Below are 21,845 nucleotides of genomic sequence, written 5' to 3' on the forward strand. Positions count from 1 at the left end.
GGGGCACTCGTGTCCGACGCCTACATCTACGACGCCGTCCGTACGCCACGCGGCAAGAACCGCGGTGGCGCACTGCACGGCACCAAGCCGGTCGACCTGGTGGTCGGCCTGATCGACGCGATCCAGGAGCGCAACCCCGGCCTCGACCCGAGCGTGGTCGACGACATCGTGCTCGGTGTCGTCTCCCCGGTCGGCGAGCAGGGCGGTGACATCGCCCGCACCGCCGCCATGGTCGCAGGTCTGCCCGAGACCGTCGCCGGTGTGCAGGTCAACCGGTTCTGCGCCTCCGGGCTGGAGGCCGTCAACCTGGCCGCCCAGAAGGTCGCCTCCGGGTTCGAGACCCTCGTCCTCGCCGGCGGCGTCGAGTCGATGTCCCGGGTGCCGATCGGCTCCGACGGCGGCCCCTACGCGCAGGACCCGACCACGGCGTACGACGCCTACTTCGTGCCGCAGGGCATCGGCGCCGACCTGATCGCCACGATCGAGGGCTTCTCCCGTGAGGACGTCGACGCCTATGCCGCCCGCTCCCAGGAGCGTGCCGAGATTGCGTGGGCGGAGGGTCGCTTCGGGAAGTCGATCGTGCCGGTCACGGACATCAACGGGGTCACCTTGCTCGACACCGACGAGCACCGCCGGCCCGGCACCACGGTCGAGTCGCTCGGCTCCCTGAAGCCCTCCTTCGCGGTCCCCGGCGAGCAGGCGGGGTTCGACGCGGTGGCGCTGCAGAAGTACCACTGGGTCGAGCGGATCGACCACGTCCACCACGCCGGCAACAGCTCCGGCATCGTCGACGGCGCGGCGCTGGTGCTGATCGGCACCCAGGAGGTGGGGGAGCGGCTCGGGCTCACCCCGCGGGCGCGGATCGTGGCCACCGCCGTGACCGGCTCCGACCCGACCATCATGCTCACCGGCCCGACGCCGGCGACCGAGAAGGCGCTCGCGAAGGCGAACCTCACCGTCGACGACATCGACCTGTTCGAGCTCAACGAGGCCTTCGCCGCGGTGGTCATGAAGTGGCAGAGCGACCTGAAGATCCCCGACGAACGCGTCAACGTCAACGGTGGCGCCATCGCGCTGGGCCACCCGCTGGGCGCCACCGGCGCCATGATCCTCGGCACCGTGCTCGACGAGCTCGAGCGCACCGGCGGCCGCCGCGGCCTGGCCACGCTGTGCGTCGGCGCCGGCATGGGCATCGCCACCATCATCGAACGCGTCTGAGAACGGAGAGACCCCCCATGACCAAGTCCGGGATCCGCTACGAGCGCGGCACCGACGGCATCGTCACCCTGACCCTCGACGACCCCGAGTCGTCGGTCAACACCATGAACGACGCGTTCATGATCGGCCTCGAGGAGGTCGTCACCCGCCTGGAGGCCGAGCACGACGACGTCACCGGCGTGCTGCTGACCAGCGCCAAGAAGTCCTTCTTCGCCGGTGGCGACCTCAACCGGCTCCGCGCCGGCGACGCCTCGCGCGCCGCCGAGGAGACCGCCTACATCGACCGGATGAAGGACTGGATGCGCCGCCTGGAGACCAACGGTCGCCCGGTCGTCGCTCTGCTGGGCGGCACCGCGCTGGGCGGTGGGCTCGAGGTCGCCCTGTGCGCCCACCACCGCATCGCCCTCGAGGACCGCTCCAGCCGGTTCGGCGTGCCGGAGGTGAGCCTCGGGCTGCTGCCCGGTGGCGGCGGCATCTCTCGCATGGTCCGCATGTTCGGCCTGGCCAAGGCCCTGCAGGAGGTGATCCTGCCCGCGACCAGGTTCACCGTTCACCAGGCCCTCGAGGTCGGCATCATCGACGAGGTCGTCGCAGACGCCGCCCAGATGGAGACCCGGGCGCGTCAGTGGATCGCCGAGAACCCCGCTCCGGTCAAGCCGTGGGACGTCAAGGGCTTCCGTCTGCCCGGGGGAGACGTACGCAGCCCCGGCGTCTCCGGCATGCTCCCGGCCCTGCCCGCGCTGCTGCGCAAGCAGCTCAAGGGCGCCCCCATGCCCGCGCCCCGGGCCGCTCTCGCGGCCGCTGTCGAGGGTGCGTACGTCGACTTCGACACCTCCTCGAAGATCGAGACCCGCTACCTGGTCAGCCTGACCAACGGCCAGGTCGCCAAGAACATGATCAAGGCGTTCTTCTTCGACCAGCAGCACATCACCGACGGGGCCAGCCGCCCGGAGGGCTACGAGCGCTTCCAGGCGACCAAGGTCGGGGTCATCGGCGCTGGGATGATGGGCGCCGCGATCGCCTACGTCTGCGCCAAGGTGGGCATCGACGTGGTGCTCAAGGACGTCAGCGCCGAGGCGGCCGAGAAGGGCAAGGACTACGCCCGCTCCCTGGAGGCCAAGGCGCTCGCCAAGGGACGTACGACCCGGGAGAAGTCGGACACCCTGCTCGCCCGAATCATCGCCACCGGTGACCCCGCCGACTTCGAGGGTGTCGACTTCGTCGTCGAGGCGGTCTTCGAGTCCGTCGAGGTGAAGCAGGGGGTCTTCCAGGAGATCCAGGAGGTCGTCGAGCCCGATGCTGTGCTCGGCTCCAACACCTCGACGCTGCCGATCACCGTGATCGCGGAGGGCGTCAAGCGCTCCGAGGACTTCATCGGCATCCACCTCTTCTCGCCCGTCGACAAGATGCCGCTGGTGGAGATCGTCCGTGGCGAGCAGACCTCGGATGCGACCCTGGCCAAGGTCTTCGACTTCGTCCTGCAGATCCGCAAGACCCCGATCGTGGTCAACGACTCCCGCGGCTTCTTCACCTCCCGGGTGATCGGCCGGTTCATCGACGAGGCGGTCGCCGCGGTCGGCGAGGGCGTCGAGCCGGTCAGCGTCGAGCAGGCCGCGCTCCAGGCCGGCTACCCGGCCGGGGCGCTGCAGCTGCTCGACGAGCTCACCCTGACCCTGCCGCGCAAGATCCGGCTCGAGACCCGCGCCGCCACCGAGGCCGAGGGCGGGGTGTGGGTCGAGCATCCGGCCGAGGCCGTCTCGGACTGGATGGTCGAGCAGGGCCGCACCGGCCGCAAGGACGGCGTCGGCTGGTACGACTACGCCGACGGCAAGCGCGCCGGCATCTGGCCGGGCGTACGCGAGCACTACGGTTCCGGCCGCACCTCGCTGCCGCTGAAGGACCTGCAGGAGCGGATGCTCTTCGCCGAGACCCTCGACACCATCGCCTGCCTCGACGCCGGCGTGCTGACCAGCGTCGCCGACGCCAACGTGGGCTCGATCCTCGGCATCGGCTTCCCCGCCTGGACCGGTGGCGTACTGCAGTACGCCAACCAGTACGACGGTGGCCTGAGCGGCTTCGTCGCCCGCTGCCGCGAGCTGGCCGCGGCGTACGGCGACCGGTTCCTGCCGCCGGCCTCGCTGGTCGAGCGGGCCGAGAGGGGAGAGCTCTATGAGTGAGGTCCGGCCCCTCCGCACCCGGTTCACCGAGCTGGTCGGCATCGACCACCCGGTGGTGCAGGGCGGGATGATGTGGGTCGGTCGCGCCGAGCTGGCCGCGGCCGTCTCCGAGGCCGGCGGGCTGGGGATCATCACCGCGCTGACCCAGCCCACGCCGGCCGACCTGGCCCAGGAGATCGAACGCACCCGCAAGCTCACCGACAAGCCGTTCGGCGTCAACCTGACCATCCTGCCCTCCATCGACCCGCCGCCCTATGACGAGTACCGGCGCGCGATCGTCGACTCCGGCGTCACCATCGTGGAGACGGCGGGGTCCAGCCCCGAGCCGCACATGGAGTTCTTCGCCGAGCACGGGGTGAGCGTGATCCACAAGTGCACCAGCGTCCGGCACGCGGTGAAGGCCGAGAAGGTCGGCGTCGCGGCGGTCTCGATCGATGGCTTCGAGTGCGCCGGTCACCCTGGCGAGGACGACGTCCCCGGCCTGGTGCTGGTGCCGGCGGCCGCCGACGCGCTGACCATCCCGTTCATCGCCTCGGGTGGCTTCGCCGACGGTCGTGGCCTGGCCGCGGCGCTGGTGCTCGGCGCCGACGGCGTCAACATGGGCACGCGGTTCCTGTGCTCGGAGGAGTCGCCGGTCGCGGAGTCGGTCAAGCAGCAGATCGTCGCCAACAGCGAGCTCGACACCAACCTGATCTTCCGGCCGCTGCGCAACACCGCGCGGGTCGCGAAGAACGCGGTCAGCGACGAGGTCGTACGCATCCTCGAGGCGGGCGGGACGTTCCCCGACGTCCAGTCCCTCGTCGCCGGCGCCCGCGGGCGCCTGGTCTTCGAGGACGGCGACCTGGAGGCCGGGATCTGGTCGACGGGCCTGTGCCAGGGCCTCATCCGCGACATCCCGCCCGCGGGCGAGATCGTCACCCGGACCGTCGCCGAGGCGGACGAGGTGCTGACCCGGGCGGTGGGGCGTTTCGGCTGACCCCGCTGGTCAGGAGGCGGTGACCGTCCGTCGCACCATGTCCTGGGCGACGGCGATCACCTCCTCCAGACGGCGGGTCTCGGGCCGCCACCACTCCACGACCCAGTTCATCGCACCGAGCAGGAGCATCCGGAAGGTGGTGGCATCGAGGTCGTCCCGGATCGCGCCCTCCTTCTTCGCCGCCTCGAAGAGGTCACGCCAGAAGTGGCTGTAGAGCGACTCCTCGGCGGCCGGCCGGTCCCGCAGCGCCTCGGGCACATGGCGGGCGTTGCGGATCGAGGCGGTCGCGTAGTCGGAGATCTCCAGCTCGTAGCGGAGATGGGCGTCGACCGCGGTCATGATCCGGTCCACGGGACCGGTGCCGTCGGGAAGCGCCGCGACGGCCTCCTCGACGTGGACGCGCACGTCGTGCGCCCCCGACCACATGACCTCCTCGACCAGCTCGTCGCGGGAGGCGAAGTAGTAGTAGATCGCCGGCGCCTGCACCCCGGCCACCTCCGCGACCTCGCCCAGGCGCATCCCGGCGTATCCTCTCTGCGAGAGCACGGTCGCCGCCGCGTCCAGGATCCGTCTGCGGGTCTTCTCCGACTTCGATGCCACGGCTGAATTCTAATACAGATTCAGTTTTGCGGCATCCGTGCCGCCCCGTCGATGATCGCCTGTCGGATCCGCGGGTAGGTACCGCAGCGGCAGATGTTGCGGATCGTGTCCAGGTCGGCGTCGGTGACGGTGCGTCCCTCCGCTGAGACGCGTCGCACCAGGTCGACCGCGGCCATGATCTGGCCGGGCTGACAGTAGCCGCACTGGGCGACGTCGTGCCCGAGCCACGCCTGCTGCATCGGGTGCAGCCCGTCCGGGCCCTCGCCGGCGGTGGCGGGAAGCCCTTCGATCGTGGTGACCTCGTCGTCCGGCCCCAGGTCGGCGACCGGGACGGCGCACGGGTTGAACGCACGACCGTTGAGATGGGACGTGCAGGCCTTGCAGACGTTGATCCCGCAGCCGTACTTCGGGCCGGTGACGCCGAGCAGGTCGCGGAGCACCCAGAGCAGGCGTACGTCATCCTCGGCCTCGACACTGATCTGCTCGCCGTTGACCCGGAAGGTGTGGGTGGGCACGGGGCTCCCTTGCTGGTCGGGACCTTCAACGGAGGAAGGTCAGGCCGTCGGTCGGCGAGGCCGGCACCGGCGGAATGGTCGGCTTGGGCTCGAAGGAGAGCGTGCCGTGGTTGATCGGGAAGTCGGTCGGCATCGTCCCGGTCGCCCGGCCGTACGCACAGGCGACCGCGGCCATGGAGGCGGCCACGCCGAGCTCCCCGGCGCCACCGGGCTCACCGGAGCCGGGCACGATGACGACGCGTACGTCCGGCGGGGTGTTCCACTGCCGGGTGTAGAAGTAGTTGTCCCAGCTCGCCTCCAGGAAGTGCCCGTCGCGCAGGTGCAGGCCGGCGGTGAGCGTCTGGGCGATCCCGTCCATGAGGCAGCCCATCATCTGCGCCTCCAGGCCGCGCGGGTTGACCACCGTGCCGACGTCGACGGCCAGGACCGCTCTGGTCACGCGGGGTCCGGTGACGGCGTCGCGGACCTGGCGCCCGACGGTCTCCGGGCGCGTGTCGATCTCGACCAGCACGGCGCTGGCGGAGTGGTACTCGCCGTGGAAGGCGATGCCCTGGGCGACCCCGGCCGGGAGCGTACGTCCCCACTCGCCGGCCTCGGCGACCCGGTCGAGGACCGCGCGGTCGCGGGCGTTGCGCAGGTGATCGCGGCGGAACCGGTAGGCGTCCGTGCCGGTCTTCGCGGCCAGCCGGTCCACGATCAGCTCACGCGCGCAGGTCATGTCGGGGGAGTAGACGTTGCGCATCGAGCCGGTGTTGAAGCCCTTGTCGGTCTCCCTGAGCACCCGCGTGGCAGGCCCGAAGTTGTAGGGCATGGCCTGGGATAGCTGGAAGAAGACCTGGGAGAAGGCCTTGTCGCCGACCGGGATCTGCGCGGCCAGCGCCGTGATGATCTCGCCGAGACCGTGGCCGAGGTCGGTCGAGACGCTGGTGTGCGACTGCTGGTAGCCGAGCACGGTGCCCCCGACGTACGCCGCTCGGACCCGTGACCTCGCCATCGGGTGCGCGCGGCCCTGACGGGAGTCGTCGGCGCGGTGCCACATCAGCTTCACCGGCTTGCCCAGCTTCTGGGATACCTCGGCCGCCTCCAGGGCGGCGTCGAAGAAGAGCCGGCGGCCGAAGGAGCCGCCACCCTCGGTGACGTGCACCGTCACCGCCGGGATCGGCAGCCCGAGCCGGGCCGCGATGGTCTCCTGGGCGACGATCGGCGACTTCAGCGACGACCAGATCTCGGCCCGGTCGCGGCGTACGTCGGCGATGGCGCAGTTGGTCTCCAGGGCGCTGTTGCTGCGGAAGCGGAACGTGAAGGTCGCCTCGACGGTGGGTACCGGCGGTGGCAGGCCCAGCGGCGCCTCGGCGCGCCGCAGCTCGTCGAGCACGTCCTCGTCGTCCTTGCCCGCGGCGGTGCCCGGGCCCCAGGTCACCTCCAGCGCACGCACCGCGTCGATGCACTGGCCGAAGGTGCGTGCCCGCACCGCCACCCCGGTCGAGATCGTGACGACGTCGGTGACACCCGGCATGCCGCGTACGTCCTCGGCGTTGGCCACCGAACGGACCTTTCCGTTGATGGTCGGCGGGCGGCAGACCATCGTCGGCAGCGCGCCGGTCACCTGGAGATCCATCGTGAACTGCTTGCGCCCCGTGACGGCGGCGCGGGCGTCGACCCGGGTGCGCGGGGTGCCGATCACGGTGAAGTCGGCGTCCGGCTTCAGGGTCACGCTCACCTGCTCGGTGCGTACGCTCGCGGCCCGCGCCGCCAGGTCGCCGATCGCGATCAGCCGGCCGCCGCCCACGACCAGGCCGTCGGCGATGGTCAGCGCCTCCACGCGGGAGCCGAGCTCGGCCGCGGCGGCTGCCAGCAGCCGGGCACGGGCGATCCCGGCGGCGACCCGGATCGGGTTGTAGGTGGCGATGGTCGTGTTCGACGCACCGGTGAGCTGGTTGAAGAGCAGCTCGGGACGGGCGTCGGCCAGGGTGACGTGGACCCGGTCGAGCGGCACGCCGAGCTCCTCGGCGATCAGCATCGCCGAGGAGGTCGTGATCCCCTGGCCCACCTCGGCACGGGGGAGCGCGAAGCTCACCGTGCCGTCGGTCCCGACCTCGACGGTGATCAGGCTCGCCGTCGGGATCGCGGCGACCGTCATCATGTCGTTGAGGTCGATGATCTCGGTCGGCTCGGGCCAGGGGATGCCGTCGGCCGCCCGCGCCGGATCGGTGAGGCCGAGCTCGGCGGCCGCGACCAGGGTCGGCCCGGCGAGCACGTAGCCGAGGAACGTACGTCTGCGCAGCGGTTCCACGTCAGAAGGTGCGGTTGCCGTCGGGGATGGTGATCGCGGTGCCCCGGCCCTTGGTCAGGTAGAACATCAGGTACTGCCGGGCGACCTCGTCGATGGTCCAGGCCAGCGCCGGTGCCAGCGGCAGGCTGACCGCGCCCTGGCGGATCTTGATGAACCACGGCCAGGCGGCCCGGATCGCCGACTCCCAGAACGGACGTGGCGTGATGCCGTCCCAGTCGGCCACCTGGTCACCGACCAGATACCTGGCCAGCGCATCGACGGCAGGCCGCGAGAACGAGCCGGGGCTGGTCTGCTCGGCGAGCTGACCGAGCAGGACTTCGGTGAGGACCACGCCCTCCGCGGTCGGGCCCAGGATCGGGTCGAGCAGCTGGTCGGACTGCTGGTTCGCGGCCGCCCAGGTTGCCGGAATGTACTCGGCGGGCACGCCGAGCATGTAGGCGTTGACCTGCCAGTTGTGCAGGTAGCCCTCCTTCTCCGCGGTCGTCATGTCCAGGTCCCACTCGGTGAGCTTGCGCATCGTCCAGGTCGCCAGGCTGTGCCAGGTGATCAGGATGTCGCCGATGGCGATCGGGATCTGCTGGCCGCCGCTGGTCTCGACCCAGTGCGGCGACTCCGGCAGCAGGTTGCGTACGGCCGCGTGGACCATCCGCGTCTTGACCGCCTGCGCCTGTGCCTTGCCGTCGGGTTCGTAGGCGTTGGGGTCGCCGACCGCGAAGCCGAGCATGCTGGTCTTGGCGACCCGGTCCTCCATGTCCGCGCCGCCCTTGGAGTAGTAGACGGCCCTGGCCTCGCGCGGGATGGCCGTCGAGAGCATTCCGCCGCCGGGGCCGTTGCAGAGGTTGAGGAGCAGACCGTTGGCGGTGTTGAACTCCGCCGCGGTCCGCAGCTTGGCCATGTCCGCCCACTCGGGCAGACGCAGAGCGCGCGCCATCCAGTCACGTACGTCACCGGGCAGCCCGTGGGGGAGCGGCTGGTCGTTGTGGTTCCAGTCGAGGATGGCGGCGTTGACGGCGGGCACGTCGCCGCGGTCGAGGACCGCTCCCATGAGGTGGTCGATCTCGTCGTCCCACAGCCACTGCGGGTCGATGCCGGTGCCGCTCCCGGCCACGGACAGGGCGGAGTCCCAGGTCCAGGGGACGGCGGCCCGCGCCGCCGCCATCGGGCCGCCCAGAGAGGCGACCGTGCCGGCGGCGATGCTGGAGGCGATCAGGAACTTACGTCTGCTGAGCTCGTGCATGTCGATCCTCGGTCAGCTGGGGTGGTTGGGGTTGTTGCCGGTGGGTATCTCGATGCTGATCTGCTCCCCACGGGCGAGGAACAGCAGCACGGCCTTGCGGAGGAACTCGTCGAACATCCAGTAGGTGGGAGGCGCGAGCGAGAGGGGCTGGCCGGACTCGCGGAAGGCGACGAACACGGGCCAGCCGACCTCGATGGTCGTATCGAGAGCGGGGTGGCGAGGCAGCTCGAGCCACTTGGCGACCTGGTCGCCGAGCATGAACCGGCTCATCGACTCCAGGGCCGGCCGGGTGAAGAGGGTGCCGTCGATCTCGGCGCCGAAGTCGAGGAGGATGTCGGCGAGCGCGACACCCTCCTCGGTGTGGTCGAGCAGCGGCACGAGCACCTGCTCGCGCTGGCTGAGCGCGTCGGCCCAGGTCGCGGGGATGTACTCGTCGCGGACACCGAGCATGTGGGCGGTCACCTGCCATACGTGCAGGTAGCCCTCGCTGAGATCGGCGGGCCGCTCGACGTCCCACTCGTCGAGCTTCTGCCACACCGAGGAGGCCAGGCTGTGCCAGGTCACCATGATGTCGCGCTGGCTGATCGGGATCTCCTCGTCGGCGGCGGCCACCCAGTGCGGCGACTGGGGGAGGAGGTGGCGTACGGCGGCGTGGATCAGGCGCGTCTTCACACAGGTCACGATCATCTCGCCGGAGGGGCTGAAGGCGCCGTTCACGCCGATGTCGTAGCCGAGCTTGGCGGTCTTCTTGATCCGGTCGCGCATGTCGCTGCCGCCGTAGGAGTAGTAGACCGCCCGGGCCTCGCGGGGGATCGCGGTCGACATCATGCCGCTGTTCATCCCGTAGAGGACGCCGAGGTAGAGGCCCCAGCGCTGGGTGAACTCGAAGGCGTCGGCGAGCTTGGCCTCGTTCGCCCATGACGGCAGCTGACGCGCCTGTTCGATGAAGGCGTACAGGTCGCTGGGCAGGGCGGTCGGGGTCGGCTGGTCGTTGCGCGTCCAGCCCCGCAGAGCGTCGTTGACGGCGTCCACGTCACCGTGCTGGATCAGGTCGGCGACCACCTGGTCGGCCTCCTGGTCCCACACCGTCGCGGGGTCCGCGCCTGCCCCGGCTCGGGCGATCGATGCCGACGCCGGCCAGGACCACAGCGGTGTGGTCAAGGCGGCGGCGCCTACCGCTCCGCCCGCGATCAAGAGCTTTCGTCTGCTGAGGTCTGCCACTGTCACCACTCCTCATCATCGAGTCCTCGAAGTGATCCGCGTCACTTCGGCCCTGATAGCGTAGAGGCACTATCGGCAATCTGCCAGTAGTAATTGGCAGATTGCCGATAAAGTGTGTTCAGGGCCTGCGCGAGCCGGTCGGGTGAGGAAGGATGGGGCCATGGCAACTCCGCGAGTACGCATGCAGGCCGATCGCCGGCGGGACCTGATTGTCGTGGCGGCGGCACACGTCTTCGCCGAGCGGCGCTACGACGACGTCTCGACCACGGAGCTCGCCCGGGCCTGCGGGGTGAGCCGCGGCCTGCTGAGCCACTACTTCCCGACCAAGCGCGACCTCTATCTCGCCGTCATCGGCCGCCTGGTCGATGTGCCGCGCCTCCCGATGCCGGCGTACGTCGAGGGCGCGACCGTCGAGGACCGCATCGGCCGCAGCGTGGCCGAGTGGGTCGACATGGTCGTCGCTCGCAAGGACGCCTGGCTGGCCGTCTCCGGCTTCCTCGGTGAGTCTCGCGACGAGGAGATCTCGGCGATCCTGGAGGACTACATCGAGCGGATGGTCGACCAGATCTGCGAGCTCGCCGGGCTGCACGCCGTCCGCGCGCACCCTGCCGTCCGGACCGCCCTACACGGCTACTCCGCGTTCGCGACCACCGTCACCCGTCGCTGGCTGCTCGGCGCGCCCGCTCCTCGTGAGCACCTGGAGCGGCTCCTCGGCGACACGCTGGTCAGCCTCGTCCGCGTCACCGTACCGGCGTTGACGGAGGAGTCCGCCCCGGCCTGAAGCCGACGAGTCGGCCCGTTCTGACCGAAATTCGCGCCGAGTCGGCTCGTTCTGACCGAAATTCGCGCCGAGTCGGCTCGTTCTGACCGAAATTCGCGCCGAGTCGGCTCGTCATGACGAGCCGACTCGGCGGTCTTTGTCGTCATGACGAGCCGACTCGGCGGTCTTTGTCGTCAAGACGAGCCGACTCGGCGGTCTGTGTCGTCAAGACGAGCCGACTCGACGCGAGCTCCTTGTTCGAGATGGCCCTTGCGCTCGAATATGAATCTGTATTAAAAAATGCTGTGACGGAAACCACATGGTTCCGACTGGGAGAGGGAGATCGATGAGCGACCACGTTGCGCAGGCCCCGGCCTGGACGTTCCGCAGCCACTGGATGAGCCAGACCGCCGGGCACGCGGTGATGCGACCGGACGCGACGGCGCTGCGCTTCCTCGGGGTGGACACCACCTGGAGACAGCTCCACGAGCGCTCGCTGCGTTTCGCCGGTGCGCTGCGCGAGCGCGGTGTCCGGCAGGGCGACCGGGTGATCCTGCTGACGCTCAACCGGCCCGAGTTCGTCGAGGCGGTCTTCGGGATCAACAGCCTCGGCGCGATCGCGGTGCCGGTCAACGCCCGCCTGGCCCCGCCGGAGATCGCCGGCCTGGTCGAGGACAGCGGTGCCACCGTCATCGTGACCGAGCAGCTCCTCGCCCCGCTGGCCGCGGCCACCGCGGGTCTCGCGCCCGGGCTGAAGACCCAGGTCGTCATCGGCGAGGCGGAGGGGATGGAGGCATACGAGAGCCTGGTCGAGGCCGGCGACCCGATCGAGCTCGGCGACATCGCCGAGGACTCGGTCGCACTGATCATGTACACCTCGGGCACCACCGGGAAGCCCAAGGGCGCGATGTTGACGCATCACAACATGCAGATGCAGGCGCTGACCTGCATCCGCGCCAACGACGTCGGCGACGAGTCCGACGTCGCGTTCATGACCGCGCCGTTCTTCCACATCGCCGGCCTGGGCTCGCTGGCCGCCAACTTCCTGCTCGGCATCCCGAGCGTGATCCACCCGCTGGGTGCGTTCGACGCCGGCGAGGTCGTCGACGCCTGGGAGCGGGAGGGCGCCACCGTCGTCTTCAACGTGCCCCAGCAGTGGCAGGCCATCTGCGCGCTGCCGGGCATCAAGGAGCGCGACCTGAAGCTGCGGATCATCTCCTGGGGCGCCGCCCCGGCCTCCGAGACTCTGCTCAAGGCGATGGCCGACACCTTCCCGAAGGCGCTCAACGTCGCGGTCTTCGGGCAGACCGAGACCTCACCCATCACCTGCGTCCTGCGCGGCGAGGAGTCGTTGCGCAAGCTCGGCTCGGTCGGCCGACCGATCCCGACCATCCAGTACCGGATCGTCGACGGCGAGATGAACGACGTGCCCGTCGGCGAGGTCGGCGAGATCGTCTACCGCGGCCCCTCGGTCACCCAGGGCTACTGGAACAACATCGAGGCCACCGAGAAGGCGTACGCCGGCGGCTGGTTCCACTCCGGAGACCTGGTCCGCCAGGACGAGGAGGGCTTCGTCTGGGTCGTGGACCGCGCCAAGGACATGATCATCAGCGGCGGCGAGAACATCTACAGCGCCGAGGTCGAGAACGCCATCCACGCTCACCCGGCGGTGCTCGAGGCGGCCGTCGTCGGCCGCAGCGACGAGCGCTGGGGCGAGGTCCCGGTGGCGTACGTCGTGCCGAAACCGGGAGAGTCGGTCGACCTCGAGGGCCTCAACGATTTCCTGACCACCCGGCTGGCCCGGTTCAAGCTCCCCAAGGACCTGGTCGTGCTCGAGGTGCTGCCGCGCAACGCCGGCGGGAAGGTGCGCAAGACCGAGCTGCGCACCCAGGGCTGAGGCAGGCCGTGTTCCCCGGGGTCTGGGCCGCACGCACCCCCGAGAAGCCCGCCATCGTGATGGCGGGCTCGGGTCGGGTGCTCACCTACCAGGAGCTGGAGGAGCGCAGCCTCCGGCTCGCGCGACACCTGCATGCCGGCGGGCTGCGCCGCGGCGACGTGGTCGCGCTGCTGAGCGACAACCGGCCCGAGGCCTATGAGGTCTACTGGGCGGCGCTGCGCTCGGGGCTCTACGTCACCGCGGTCAACAGCCACCTCTCCGCCGAGGAGGTCGCCTACATCGTGACCGACTGCGGCGCGAAGGCGCTGGTGGTCTCGGCGGACGTCCCCTCCGTGGCGACCCTGGAGGTCGAGGTGGCGCACCGGCTGGCCTACGGCGGCGAGGTCGACGGCCATGCCTCCTACGAGGCCGCGCTGGCGGACGCGGGCGAGGGACCCTTCACCGAGTCCCACGGCGACGACCTGCTCTACTCCTCGGGCACCACCGGGCGCCCGAAGGGGATCAAGGCACCGTTGCCGGAGATCACGGTCGGCGAGCCGGGCTACGTCTACCCGCTCGTCTTCGGGACGACGTACGGCTTCGACGACTCCTCGGTCTATCTCTCCCCGGCGCCGGTCTACCACGCGGCGCCGCTGCGGTTCGGCGGTGTCGTGCACGCCTACGGCGGCACGCTGGTGATGATGGAGCGCTTCGAGGCCGAGCAGGCGCTGGCGACGATCGAGCGCTACGGCGTGACCCACACCCAGATGGTGCCGACGATGTTCGTGCGGATGCTCAAGCTGCCCGAGGACGTACGCCGCTCCTACGACGTCGCCTCGCTGCAGTGCGTCGTGCACGCGGCGGCGCCGTGCCCGGTCGAGGTCAAGCGACGGATGATCGAGTGGTTCGGCCCGATCATCGAGGAGTACTACGCCTCCACCGAGGGCATGGGCGCGACCGCCATCGACTCCGTGACCTGGCTCGAGCACCCCGGCTCCGTCGGGCGCCCGATCATCGGCGTGCCGCACATCGTGGGTGAGGACGGGCGCGAGGTCGGTCCCGGAGAGGTCGGGGCGATCTACTTCGAGCGCAACGATCGCAGCTTCGCCTACCTCGGCGACACCACCAAGACCGCCGCCGCCAGGCACCCCGATCACGACTCCTGGACGACGGTCGGCGACGTCGGATACCTCGACGAGGACGGTTTCCTCTATCTCACCGACCGGGTGGCGTTCACCATCATCAGCGGTGGCGTGAACATCTACCCGCAGGAGATCGAGGACCTCTTCAGCCTCCATCCGGCCGTCGCCGACATCGCCGTCATCGGGGTGCCGGACGAGGAGATGGGGGAGCGGGTCGCCGCCTTCGTCCAGCCGGCTCCCGGCGTCGAGACCGGCCCCGGGCTCGCCGAGGAGCTGAGCGCGTACGCCCGTGACCGGATCGCCCGCTACAAGGTCCCGCGCGAGATCCACTTCCGGGACTCGCTGCCGCGGACACCCACCGGGAAGATGGTCAAGCGTCGCCTGCTGGAATGAGCTGCTCGGGTGAGTTGAGTACGTGGACTCAGGCGGCGAGGGAGTGCCGGCGCCCAGAATCTCTGTCATGTCCACGACCCTGCTGCGCCACCACCTGCTCGCTCCGGCCGCCTCCTGCTTCCTGGGTGTCCTGAGCCTGGCCACGGTGCTCTGCTTCCACTTCCCGGAGCTGCTGACCAGCCGCGAGTTCCGGGCGATCTACACCGAGGACTTCGCGCGTACGCTGCTGCTCGTCGGCCTGGCGGCCGCCTTCTTCGCGGGCACGATCGCGGTGCTGCGCGACCAGCACAGGCGGATGGCGTTCGTCGGTGTCGGCACGGCCACCGCCGCCGTGCTGCTCGGCGGCACCGAGGTCCCGTTCGACGGCCCGGTGAAGGACACGCCGTTCTCGCTGGGCCTCGACTGGTTCGTGCTCGCCCTGTTCTTCTCCGCGCTGGTCTTCATCCCCCTCGAGCATGCCTTCGCCCGCCGCCCGGTGCCGGTCTTCCGGCCGGGCTGGCGCACCGACGCCTGCTACTTCTTCATGAGCCACGTGCTCGTCCAGCTGATCCTGATCCTGGTGACCACCTCGACCTCGCTGGTGGTCGCGACGGTGAAGGTGCCGGGCGTGCAGGCGTGGATCCAGGAGCTGCCTTTCGTGGTGGCCTTCCTGCTCGCCGTCTTCCTCGCCGACCTCGCCCAGGCGGTGCTGCACCGCTGCTACCACCGGATCATGGTGCTGTGGCGCTTCCACGCCGTGCACCACTCCAGCCCCGAGCTCGACTGGCTGGCCGGCTCCCGGGTGCACTTCGTCGAGACCGTGCTGACCCGCAGCATCGTGCTGCTGCCGCTGCTGTTCCTCGGCTTCTCGACCTCGGTCGTCAACGCGTACGCGGTGCTGGTCGGCATCCAGGCGGTCGTGGCCCACGCCAACATCGGCGTCCGGTTCGGCTTCCTCGAGTACCTGATCGTCCTGCCCCGCTACCACCACTGGCACCACGCCCGGCACCTCGACTACTGGGACCGCAACTACGCCATCCACCTGCCGGTGATCGACATGCTGATGGGCTCCTTCAAGCTGCCCCGCGACGGCAGCTGGCCCGAGGAGTACGGCGTGCTCAAGCGCGAGACCGTCCCCGTCGGGATCCTCGCCCAGCACGTCGCCCCGTTCCTCGGCCAGCGCACCTTCGACGAGTACGTCCGCTGACAGTCCTACGACAACCGCCTGCGGACGGAGCAGAACGCTCCGTCCGCAGGCGGGTTCGGGTTCAGCGGCAGGTAAACGAGTCTCCACGGAGATGGCTCGTCCTCGGGTAGAGGCAGATGTCACGCTCGATCCTCGTCCCGTCGGCGGCCACCGAGGTCGCGGCCAGGGTGCGCGGGGCGCGCCCGTCCTCGACCCACTCGACGAGGGCACCCAGCGGGTCCGTCGGCGCAGGGCCGACCCCGGCCTGGCAGTGCGAGGCGCCGGGTGCGACGAAGACGCGGTAGAAGTCGTCGATGTCACCGAAGCGCCGCGCGACCTTGTTGCGGTAGCTCAGCGTGCCCGCCAGCGGGACGAGCTGGTCGTCGCCGCCGTGCCAGGTCAGCAGCTTGGTGCCGGCGCTACGCAGGCCGGACAGATCGGTGTCGTCGCTGCCGATGACCTGGTGGTACTCGTCGACCGACTGCGCGAACAGCCGCTCGTAGTCGGCGTAGGTGATCGTGGAGACGTCGAAGGACGGGTCCTTCACGAGCAGGTTCTGCACCCACGACGACGCCACCGGGAACGGTGCCGGGCCGGCTAGGTAACCGAGGTCGGCGCTGGGGGTCAGGCCGAACCAGAGCCGCTTCCCGTCGGCAGCCCGAGGGCCGTCCCAGATCTTCTCCACCACGGCCGCGTCCCGAGCGGTGATGGTCAGCTCCTGGCCGTCGCACAGCACTTTCTCACCGACCAGGGACGCCGCGTCGAAGTCGCAGGCGATGGCGTTGCCGACGATTCCGTCGACGGCTCCGTCGTCACCGTCGCAGGCCGTCCTGGCAGCGGCGGTGAAGGCGTTGAGCTCGCAGGGTGCGAGGTGGTTGTCCTCCTCGTTCATCACGACGTACGGCCACAGGTCGCCGACGGCGAAGCGGTCCCAGGAGATCGCCGGGGCGGCGGCGAGGATCCCGTCGAAGTCGCCCGGGTGCCGCTGGGCCTCCAGATAGCCCTGGCGCCCTCCGGTCGAGCAGCCGTTCCAGTACGCGTGGTGTGCCGTGCGGCCGTAGAAGTCCTTCGTGATCGCCTTGCCGAGCACGGCGAGCTCGTGCGGCCCGCGCTCGGCGAAGTTCTTCAGCACCGTCTTGTTGACGTGGCCGTCGGCGGTGAGGGCCCAGTCGGCAGTGAAGCCGGTGGTCGGGGTCGCACCGGCGTCGGTCGTGCCGACGGCGTATCCGGCCTTGACCGCGGTAGGCAGGCTCGGACCGAAGTCACCGCCGAGGTAGCCGCTGCCGCCGAGGGCCTGGAAGCGGCCGTTCCAGCCGGTCTCGGGCAGCCAGACCTGGATCAGCTCCCGGTCACCGGCAGACCCGTGGGTGAGGGTCACATCCACCTGACAGTAGGCCGGTACGCCGGTGACCGGTGGGGGCGGCTCGGACGCTCCGGGCTGGGGTGGATAGGTCAAGGTGCCGCCCGGCTTCGGGGCGGCGCTGACCGACACGATCCGCGCACCCGGCGGCGCCACGAGGTCGGGGGCCTCGCAGCCGTCGGCGCTCCGGGGCGTCGCGCTGTCGGCCGCGGCCGGGGGCCTCTCGGCAGCGGCGGCGCCGGGGTGCACCGCCGTCAGCGCGGCGGCCAGCGGCAGTCCGGCGGCGACCAGCAGCAGTCTCTTCATCGTCTCTCCTCGTCTCGGGGCCCGCTCGGTTCGGGCACACGAGGAGACTCCCGGAACAGGTGCCCGACCGGCGCCAGGGTGACGCCCTGGGGTGCACCCTGGCCGGTGCCCGGGTCACTGGTCGCGCAGGGCCGCGGCCAGCTCCCGCCTCGAGGAGATGTCGAGCTTGGTGAAGATCTTGCGCAGGTGCCACTCGACCGTCCGTGGGCTGAGGAACAGCACGGCACCGATCTCGGGGTTGGTCCTTCCGGCGGCGGCGAGCCGCGCGATCTGGGCCTCCTGTGCGGTGAGGTCGACCTCGGCTCCACGCGTACGTGTCCGGGCGACGCCGCCCGTGGCCGCGAGCTCCCGGGCCGCACGGGTGGCGAACGCCTCCGCGCCGATGCTCGCGAACAGCTCGTGGGCCGCCTGGAGCTGCTGACGTCCCTCGGCGCGACGGTTCTCCCGTCGCAGCCACTCGCCCATGAGGAGCTGCGCCCGAGCCGCGTGAAGCCTCATGCCGGCCGAGGCGAGCTCGTCGATCGCCGTACGGAAGTGCTTCTCGGCCTCCCCGGAGGTGTCGGTCAGCGCGTCGGCATAGGCCGCCATGCCGCGTGCCCACGGCGAGTCGACGACAGAGGTGCGTGCGACGAGCCGGTCGCGGGCGGCCGATGCGACCTCGCCCGCTCCGCTACGGGCCGCCGCCTCGACGACCTCCGCCAGAGCCCACTGCATCACCGCGAGGTCCTCGAACTCGATGGCCTCCTGCGCCGCCGCGAGGGCGTCGTCGTAGCGACCGAGACCGTTGCCCAGCACCGCCCGGCTGTAGGCCGCCACGCCCAGGTTCCAGCCGACCCCGGACGCTCGCGCGTAGCTGACGCAGCCGCCGATGACCGCGGTCGCCTCCTCCTCACGTCCGCGGTAGGCGGCCAGGATCACCGCGCTCGCAGGATGGGGCGGCGCGCCGACCATGGCGCCGAGGGCCTCGGCCTCGTCGAGGATCGCTGCGGCCTCCTCGAAGCGCCCGGCGTGGGTGAGGGCCGTGGCACGGAAGCTCAACGCGGCCCCCAGCAACGACAGCCGACCGCTGGCGCGGGCGTGACCCAGCAGGTCCGCGGACCGCTCGAAGTAGGCCCCGGCGTCCCAGACCTCATGGGTCACCGCGCTGGAGAGCCACGCCAGTTCGAGGTCGTCCTCGATCCCGATGTCCTCGACGACGTCGGCGAGCAACGACACCGAGGTGGCGTGACCGTCGAGCACCCAGGTGCTCACTCCGGTCAGCAGACGACCGGTCACATCCTCGCCACGAGGGGCGTCACGGCCGGCCAGCGCGGCCCGGCGCAGGTCGTCGCCGCCCAGCCGCCCGGTGTTGATCCCGGCGGCGATCGCGGCCAGGTACGTCTCGCGGGAGAGTCCTTCGTCGAGCTGCTCGAGCCGACCGGCCGCCTCGAGTAGCGGTGTCACCACGGACCGCCCGGAGTTGAGCGCGAACGCCAGCCGGGCGCGCAGACGCTGCACCTGGGCGAGCTGGGCAGGGTCGAGCGGCCCGATCTCGGTGGTGTCGAGCAGCTGCGCGGCCTCCGCGATCGCGCCGGCGGCGAATCGCGCCTCGGCCGCGGCCAGGGCGCGCCCGGCTCGTGTCGCCGGGTCGGTGGTGAGCTCGACCGCCCGCTCGAGGAAGGCCGCCGCGGCGGCGCGTCCGCCGCGCGCCAACGCCCGGTCCGCGGATTCCTCCAGCTCGGCGGCGACGGCCTCGTCCGGGCCGATCGCCGCGTGCGCGCGGTGCCAGGCCCGGCGGTCGGGGTCCTGCGCCGGATCGGTCACCGCCGCGAGCGCGTGGTGCACCGCTCGGATGGCGGCGGGCCCGGCCGAGCGCCGGACGGCCGAACGGACCAGTGGATGACGGAACCGGACCCGGCTCCCGATCGAGATCAGGTCGGCGGCCTCGGCCGGCGCAGCGGCGTCCAGGTCGAGACCGAGTCGCTCGGCCGCGCGCCACAGCAGGGTCACGTCGCCGACCGGCTCGACAGCCGCGGCGAGCAGCAGCGTACGGGTCTGGTCGGGGAGGGCGGCGATCCGCCGCTGGAAGCCCTGCTCGACGCGGCTGGCCAACGGCTTGGCGCTCTGGCCGTCGAAGCCGAACGCCAGCTCCGCGGAGGTGAGCCCACGGGGCAGCTCGAGCAGCGCGAGCGGGTTGCCGCGGGTCTCCGAGACGATCTGGTCACGGACCCGGGCATCGACCGGTCCGGGCAGCACCGATTCGAGCAGGAACCGGGCATCGGCGTCCGCCAGACCCTCGATCCGCAGCTCCGGAAGGTCCGGCAGCAGCTGTTCGTCGTCAGGGCTGCGGACACCGAAGACGAGCGCGACTGACTCCGCATCGAGCCTACGGGCGACGAAGGTGAGGATCACCTCCGACATCCGGTCCAGCCACTGCACATCGTCCACGACGCAGACCAGCGGCTGATCGGTCGCGGCCTCCGCCAGCAGCCCGAGCACCGCGAGCCCGACCACGAGCGCCTCGGGGGCATCGCCCGCGCTGAGCCCGAAGGCGGTGGAGAGCGCCTGACGCTGCGGCTCGGCGAGCCGGTCGAGGTGGTCCAGCAGGGGAGCGCAGACCTGCTGGAGGCCTGCGTAGGCGATCTCCGACTCGGGCTCGACGCCCGCGGCCCGGATCACCCGGCCGCCGGTGCGGTCGGTGCGGTCGGCGAGATGGTCGAGCAGCGCCGTCTTGCCGCTGCCGGCCTCACCACGCAGGACGAGCACTCGGCTCTCGCCGGCCCGTACGTCGCGGATCAGCCGATCCAACGCCTCCTGCTCGGCCTGCCGCCCCGTGAGAGCGGGCATCCCCATCTTCAATCGACACCTCGAGTCGGTCATCACCAGTAAGCCTCTTCATTCTCCCGGGTCCCCCAGGGGGTCGACCAGTGGGTATCCCTGGCGCCGCGCCCGTGGGTCCCCGGCGAAGGTCGTCACATCACCGAGCAACACCCACCCGGAACCACAAGGAGAAGTGACATGGCGAACTACACCGGCACCGTGACCGCGACCGGCGAGGGCCGCAACGGCGGCCACCTCGCGTCGCCGGACGGCCTCATCGACCTGGGCCTGGCCATCCCCGAGGAGCTCGGCGGCGCCGGCGGCGCCACCAACCCCGAGCAGCTCTTCGCCGCGGGCTGGTCGGCGTGCTTCATGGGTGCGTTCCGCCGTGCGGCCGCCGAGGAGCGGATCCGTTTCGACAGCATCGAGGTGACCGCGAACGTCACCCTCAACCACGCCGAGACGACCGACCCGACCGAGGAGTTCTTCCTCAGCGCCGAGCTCGAGATCGTCGTCGGCGGGCTCGACGAGGAGACCATCGGCACGCTGGCCAAGCGCGCCCACCAGATCTGCCCGTACTCGAAGGCGATCACCGGCAATGTCGACGTGGACTTCTTCGCCCGTGTCGCCTGAGGCCGAGCGGCGGCCCGAGCCGAGCGACGCGCTCGCTCGGGCCGCCCAGGCACTCCTCCGCGATGCGTACGCAGCTCTGGGCTTCTTCGACGGCCCGAACCCGTTTCCGGGGTCGCCCCCGGACCCCGAGCGAAAGGCGAGATGACGATGATGAACCGCAGGACCTTTGCCAAGGCGGTCGGCCTGGCCGCGACGACGACCGCCGGGCTGGCGGCGACAGGGGAAGGGACTGCTGCCCGACCGGTACACCCCGGACGAGCGAGCACGTCGTTCGCCGACGTCCTCCAGGTCGACGCCGGCGAGCTCGACGTCGGGTACGTCGACCTCGGGCCGCGCGACGGCCAGCCGGTGATCCTGCTGCACGGCTGGCCCTACGACATCCACAGCTATGCCGAGGTCGCGCCGATCCTGGCCGGCCAGGGCTATCGAGCCCTGGTGCCGTACTTCCGCGGCTTCGGTACGACGACCTTCCGCTCACCCGACACCTTCCGCAACGCGCAGCAGTCCAGGATCGCCCTCGACATCACGGACTTCATGGACGCCCTGGGGATCGACAGGGCCGTGATCGCGGGCTACGACTGGGGTTCGCGGACCGGCGACATCATCGCCGCGATCTGGCCCCGCCGCGTGAAAGCGCTGGTGTCGGTGACCGGCTACCTGATCACCAACCGCGAGGCTCAGCGCGCCCCGATCGCCGCGGCCTCGGAGTGGGCCTGGTGGTACCAGTACTACTTCTCCACCGAGCGCGGAGCCAAGGGCCTCGCCGACCCGAGGATCGGCACCGACCTGGCGAGACTGGTGTGGCGGTTCAACTCCCCGACCTGGGCGTTCGACGAACCCACCTTCGCGCGCACGACCGCGGCGTTCGAGAACCCCGACTACGTGGACGTCGTGCTCCACAACTACCGCTGGCGCCTCGGCCTGGCCGACGGCGCGCGCCGCTACGACGCCCTCGAGCGCAAGCTCGCGTCGGCCCCGCCGATCGCGGTGCCGACGATCACCATCGACCCGGCGGCCGATCCCTTCACGCCGCCCGGCGACGGAGCGGGCTACCGCGACCACTTCACCGGACCGTACGAGCACCGCACCTTCTCGGGGATCGGGCACAACGTTCCCCAGGAGGCGCCGGCCGACTTCGCCCGCGCGGTCCTCGACGCGGACAGGCTGTGAGGTG

The 21,845-nt window shown here is 70.7% G+C and carries 16 protein-coding genes; 9 read left to right on the forward strand and 7 right to left on the reverse strand.

Annotation, left to right across the window (positions count from 1 at the left end; genetic code table 11):
- The first annotated feature begins 9 nt into the window (after positions 1–9).
- Genes ACZ6WN_RS18430 through ACZ6WN_RS18440 form a run of 3 tightly spaced genes read left to right on the forward strand, consistent with a single transcriptional unit; the run spans position 10 to position 4,371 of the window.
- The gene (locus ACZ6WN_RS18430) at positions 10–1,218 is read left to right on the forward strand and encodes an acetyl-CoA C-acetyltransferase (RefSeq protein ID WP_465866562.1); all 1,209 of its coding nucleotides are present in this window, start codon (positions 10–12) and stop codon (positions 1,216–1,218) included.
- Positions 1,219–1,235: 17 nt separating this feature from the next.
- Positions 1,236–3,395, forward strand: coding sequence for a 3-hydroxyacyl-CoA dehydrogenase NAD-binding domain-containing protein (locus ACZ6WN_RS18435; protein ID WP_465866564.1), 2,160 nt, complete (start codon positions 1,236–1,238; stop codon positions 3,393–3,395).
- Entirely contained in the window at positions 3,388–4,371 is a 984-nt protein-coding gene (locus ACZ6WN_RS18440; RefSeq protein ID WP_465866566.1) for an NAD(P)H-dependent flavin oxidoreductase, read from the forward strand. Before ACZ6WN_RS18435 ends, ACZ6WN_RS18440 begins: the two co-directional genes overlap by 8 nt.
- Positions 4,372–4,380: 9 nt before the next feature.
- Here the strand turns inward: ACZ6WN_RS18440 and ACZ6WN_RS18445 are convergent, their stop codons facing one another.
- From ACZ6WN_RS18445 to ACZ6WN_RS18465, 5 genes are read right to left on the reverse strand one after another with little or no spacing between them, the layout of a single operon-like run.
- Complete coding sequence (locus ACZ6WN_RS18445; RefSeq protein WP_465866568.1) at positions 4,381–4,971, reverse strand: TetR/AcrR family transcriptional regulator; 591 nt, start codon at positions 4,969–4,971, stop codon at positions 4,381–4,383.
- 20 nt (positions 4,972–4,991) lie between these two features.
- A complete protein-coding gene (locus ACZ6WN_RS18450; protein ID WP_465866569.1) occupies positions 4,992–5,486 on the reverse strand; it encodes a (2Fe-2S)-binding protein in 495 nt (164 codons plus the stop codon).
- Positions 5,487–5,511: 25 nt separating this feature from the next.
- The gene (locus ACZ6WN_RS18455) at positions 5,512–7,779 is read right to left on the reverse strand and encodes a molybdopterin cofactor-binding domain-containing protein (RefSeq protein WP_465866571.1); all 2,268 of its coding nucleotides are present in this window, start codon (positions 7,777–7,779) and stop codon (positions 5,512–5,514) included.
- Position 7,780: 1 nt separating this feature from the next.
- The gene (locus ACZ6WN_RS18460; RefSeq protein WP_465866572.1) at positions 7,781–9,016 is read right to left on the reverse strand and encodes an oxygenase MpaB family protein; all 1,236 of its coding nucleotides are present in this window, start codon (positions 9,014–9,016) and stop codon (positions 7,781–7,783) included.
- Between the two features lie 12 nt (positions 9,017–9,028).
- Positions 9,029–10,177 carry an oxygenase MpaB family protein gene (locus ACZ6WN_RS18465; RefSeq protein WP_465866573.1) on the reverse strand — a complete coding sequence of 383 codons (1,149 nt, stop codon included), beginning with the start codon at positions 10,175–10,177 and terminating at the stop codon, positions 9,029–9,031.
- A gap of 220 nt (positions 10,178–10,397) precedes the next feature.
- Between ACZ6WN_RS18465 and ACZ6WN_RS18470 the strand changes: the two genes are divergently transcribed.
- From ACZ6WN_RS18470 to ACZ6WN_RS18485, 4 genes are all read left to right on the forward strand, one after another.
- Complete coding sequence (locus tag ACZ6WN_RS18470; protein WP_465866574.1) at positions 10,398–11,018, forward strand: TetR/AcrR family transcriptional regulator; 621 nt, start codon at positions 10,398–10,400, stop codon at positions 11,016–11,018.
- Between the two features lie 325 nt (positions 11,019–11,343).
- Positions 11,344–12,894 (forward strand): long-chain-fatty-acid--CoA ligase, encoded by a 1,551-nt coding sequence (locus ACZ6WN_RS18475; RefSeq protein WP_465866576.1) that lies wholly within the window; start codon positions 11,344–11,346, stop codon positions 12,892–12,894.
- Between the two features lie 8 nt (positions 12,895–12,902).
- The gene (locus tag ACZ6WN_RS18480; protein ID WP_465866578.1) at positions 12,903–14,408 is read left to right on the forward strand and encodes an acyl-CoA synthetase; all 1,506 of its coding nucleotides are present in this window, start codon (positions 12,903–12,905) and stop codon (positions 14,406–14,408) included.
- A gap of 67 nt (positions 14,409–14,475) precedes the next feature.
- Positions 14,476–15,594: a sterol desaturase family protein gene (locus ACZ6WN_RS18485; protein WP_465866579.1), complete on the forward strand. Its 1,119-nt coding sequence runs from the start codon at positions 14,476–14,478 to the stop codon at positions 15,592–15,594.
- A 61-nt stretch (positions 15,595–15,655) separates the two neighbouring features.
- Here the strand turns inward: ACZ6WN_RS18485 and ACZ6WN_RS18490 are convergent, their stop codons facing one another.
- Complete coding sequence (locus ACZ6WN_RS18490; protein ID WP_465866580.1) at positions 15,656–17,239, reverse strand: tannase/feruloyl esterase family alpha/beta hydrolase; 1,584 nt, start codon at positions 17,237–17,239, stop codon at positions 15,656–15,658.
- Between the two features lie 114 nt (positions 17,240–17,353).
- The gene (locus ACZ6WN_RS18495; RefSeq protein ID WP_465866582.1) at positions 17,354–20,065 is read right to left on the reverse strand and encodes an ATP-binding protein; all 2,712 of its coding nucleotides are present in this window, start codon (positions 20,063–20,065) and stop codon (positions 17,354–17,356) included.
- A 171-nt stretch (positions 20,066–20,236) separates the two neighbouring features.
- Between ACZ6WN_RS18495 and ACZ6WN_RS18500 the strand changes: the two genes are divergently transcribed.
- Positions 20,237–20,671: an Ohr family peroxiredoxin gene (locus ACZ6WN_RS18500; protein ID WP_465866583.1), complete on the forward strand. Its 435-nt coding sequence runs from the start codon at positions 20,237–20,239 to the stop codon at positions 20,669–20,671.
- Positions 20,672–20,821: 150 nt separating this feature from the next.
- Positions 20,822–21,841 carry an alpha/beta fold hydrolase gene (locus ACZ6WN_RS18505; protein ID WP_465866584.1) on the forward strand — a complete coding sequence of 340 codons (1,020 nt, stop codon included), beginning with the start codon at positions 20,822–20,824 and terminating at the stop codon, positions 21,839–21,841.
- Positions 21,842–21,845 lie beyond the last annotated feature (4 nt).

This window comes from Nocardioides sp. NPDC054178, assembly GCF_055585005.1.

What these genes read in the sequence shown, in the direction of transcription:
- ACZ6WN_RS18435 (WP_465866564.1), top strand. Translation starts at nt 1,236, where the DNA reads ATGACCAAGTCCGGGATCCGCTACGAGCGCGGCACCGACGGCATCGTC.
- ACZ6WN_RS18490 (WP_465866580.1), bottom strand. Translation starts at nt 17,239, where the DNA reads ATGAAGAGACTGCTGCTGGTCGCCGCCGGACTGCCGCTGGCCGCCGCG.
- ACZ6WN_RS18500 (WP_465866583.1), top strand. Translation starts at nt 20,237, where the DNA reads ATGGCGAACTACACCGGCACCGTGACCGCGACCGGCGAGGGCCGCAAC.
- ACZ6WN_RS18470 (WP_465866574.1), top strand. Translation starts at nt 10,398, where the DNA reads ATGGCAACTCCGCGAGTACGCATGCAGGCCGATCGCCGGCGGGACCTG.
- ACZ6WN_RS18440 (WP_465866566.1), top strand. Translation starts at nt 3,388, where the DNA reads ATGAGTGAGGTCCGGCCCCTCCGCACCCGGTTCACCGAGCTGGTCGGC.
- ACZ6WN_RS18485 (WP_465866579.1), top strand. Translation starts at nt 14,476, where the DNA reads ATGTCCACGACCCTGCTGCGCCACCACCTGCTCGCTCCGGCCGCCTCC.
- ACZ6WN_RS18460 (WP_465866572.1), bottom strand. Translation starts at nt 9,016, where the DNA reads ATGCACGAGCTCAGCAGACGTAAGTTCCTGATCGCCTCCAGCATCGCC.
- ACZ6WN_RS18505 (WP_465866584.1), top strand. Translation starts at nt 20,822, where the DNA reads ATGAACCGCAGGACCTTTGCCAAGGCGGTCGGCCTGGCCGCGACGACG.
- ACZ6WN_RS18475 (WP_465866576.1), top strand. Translation starts at nt 11,344, where the DNA reads ATGAGCGACCACGTTGCGCAGGCCCCGGCCTGGACGTTCCGCAGCCAC.
- ACZ6WN_RS18495 (WP_465866582.1), bottom strand. Translation starts at nt 20,065, where the DNA reads ATGCCCGCTCTCACGGGGCGGCAGGCCGAGCAGGAGGCGTTGGATCGG.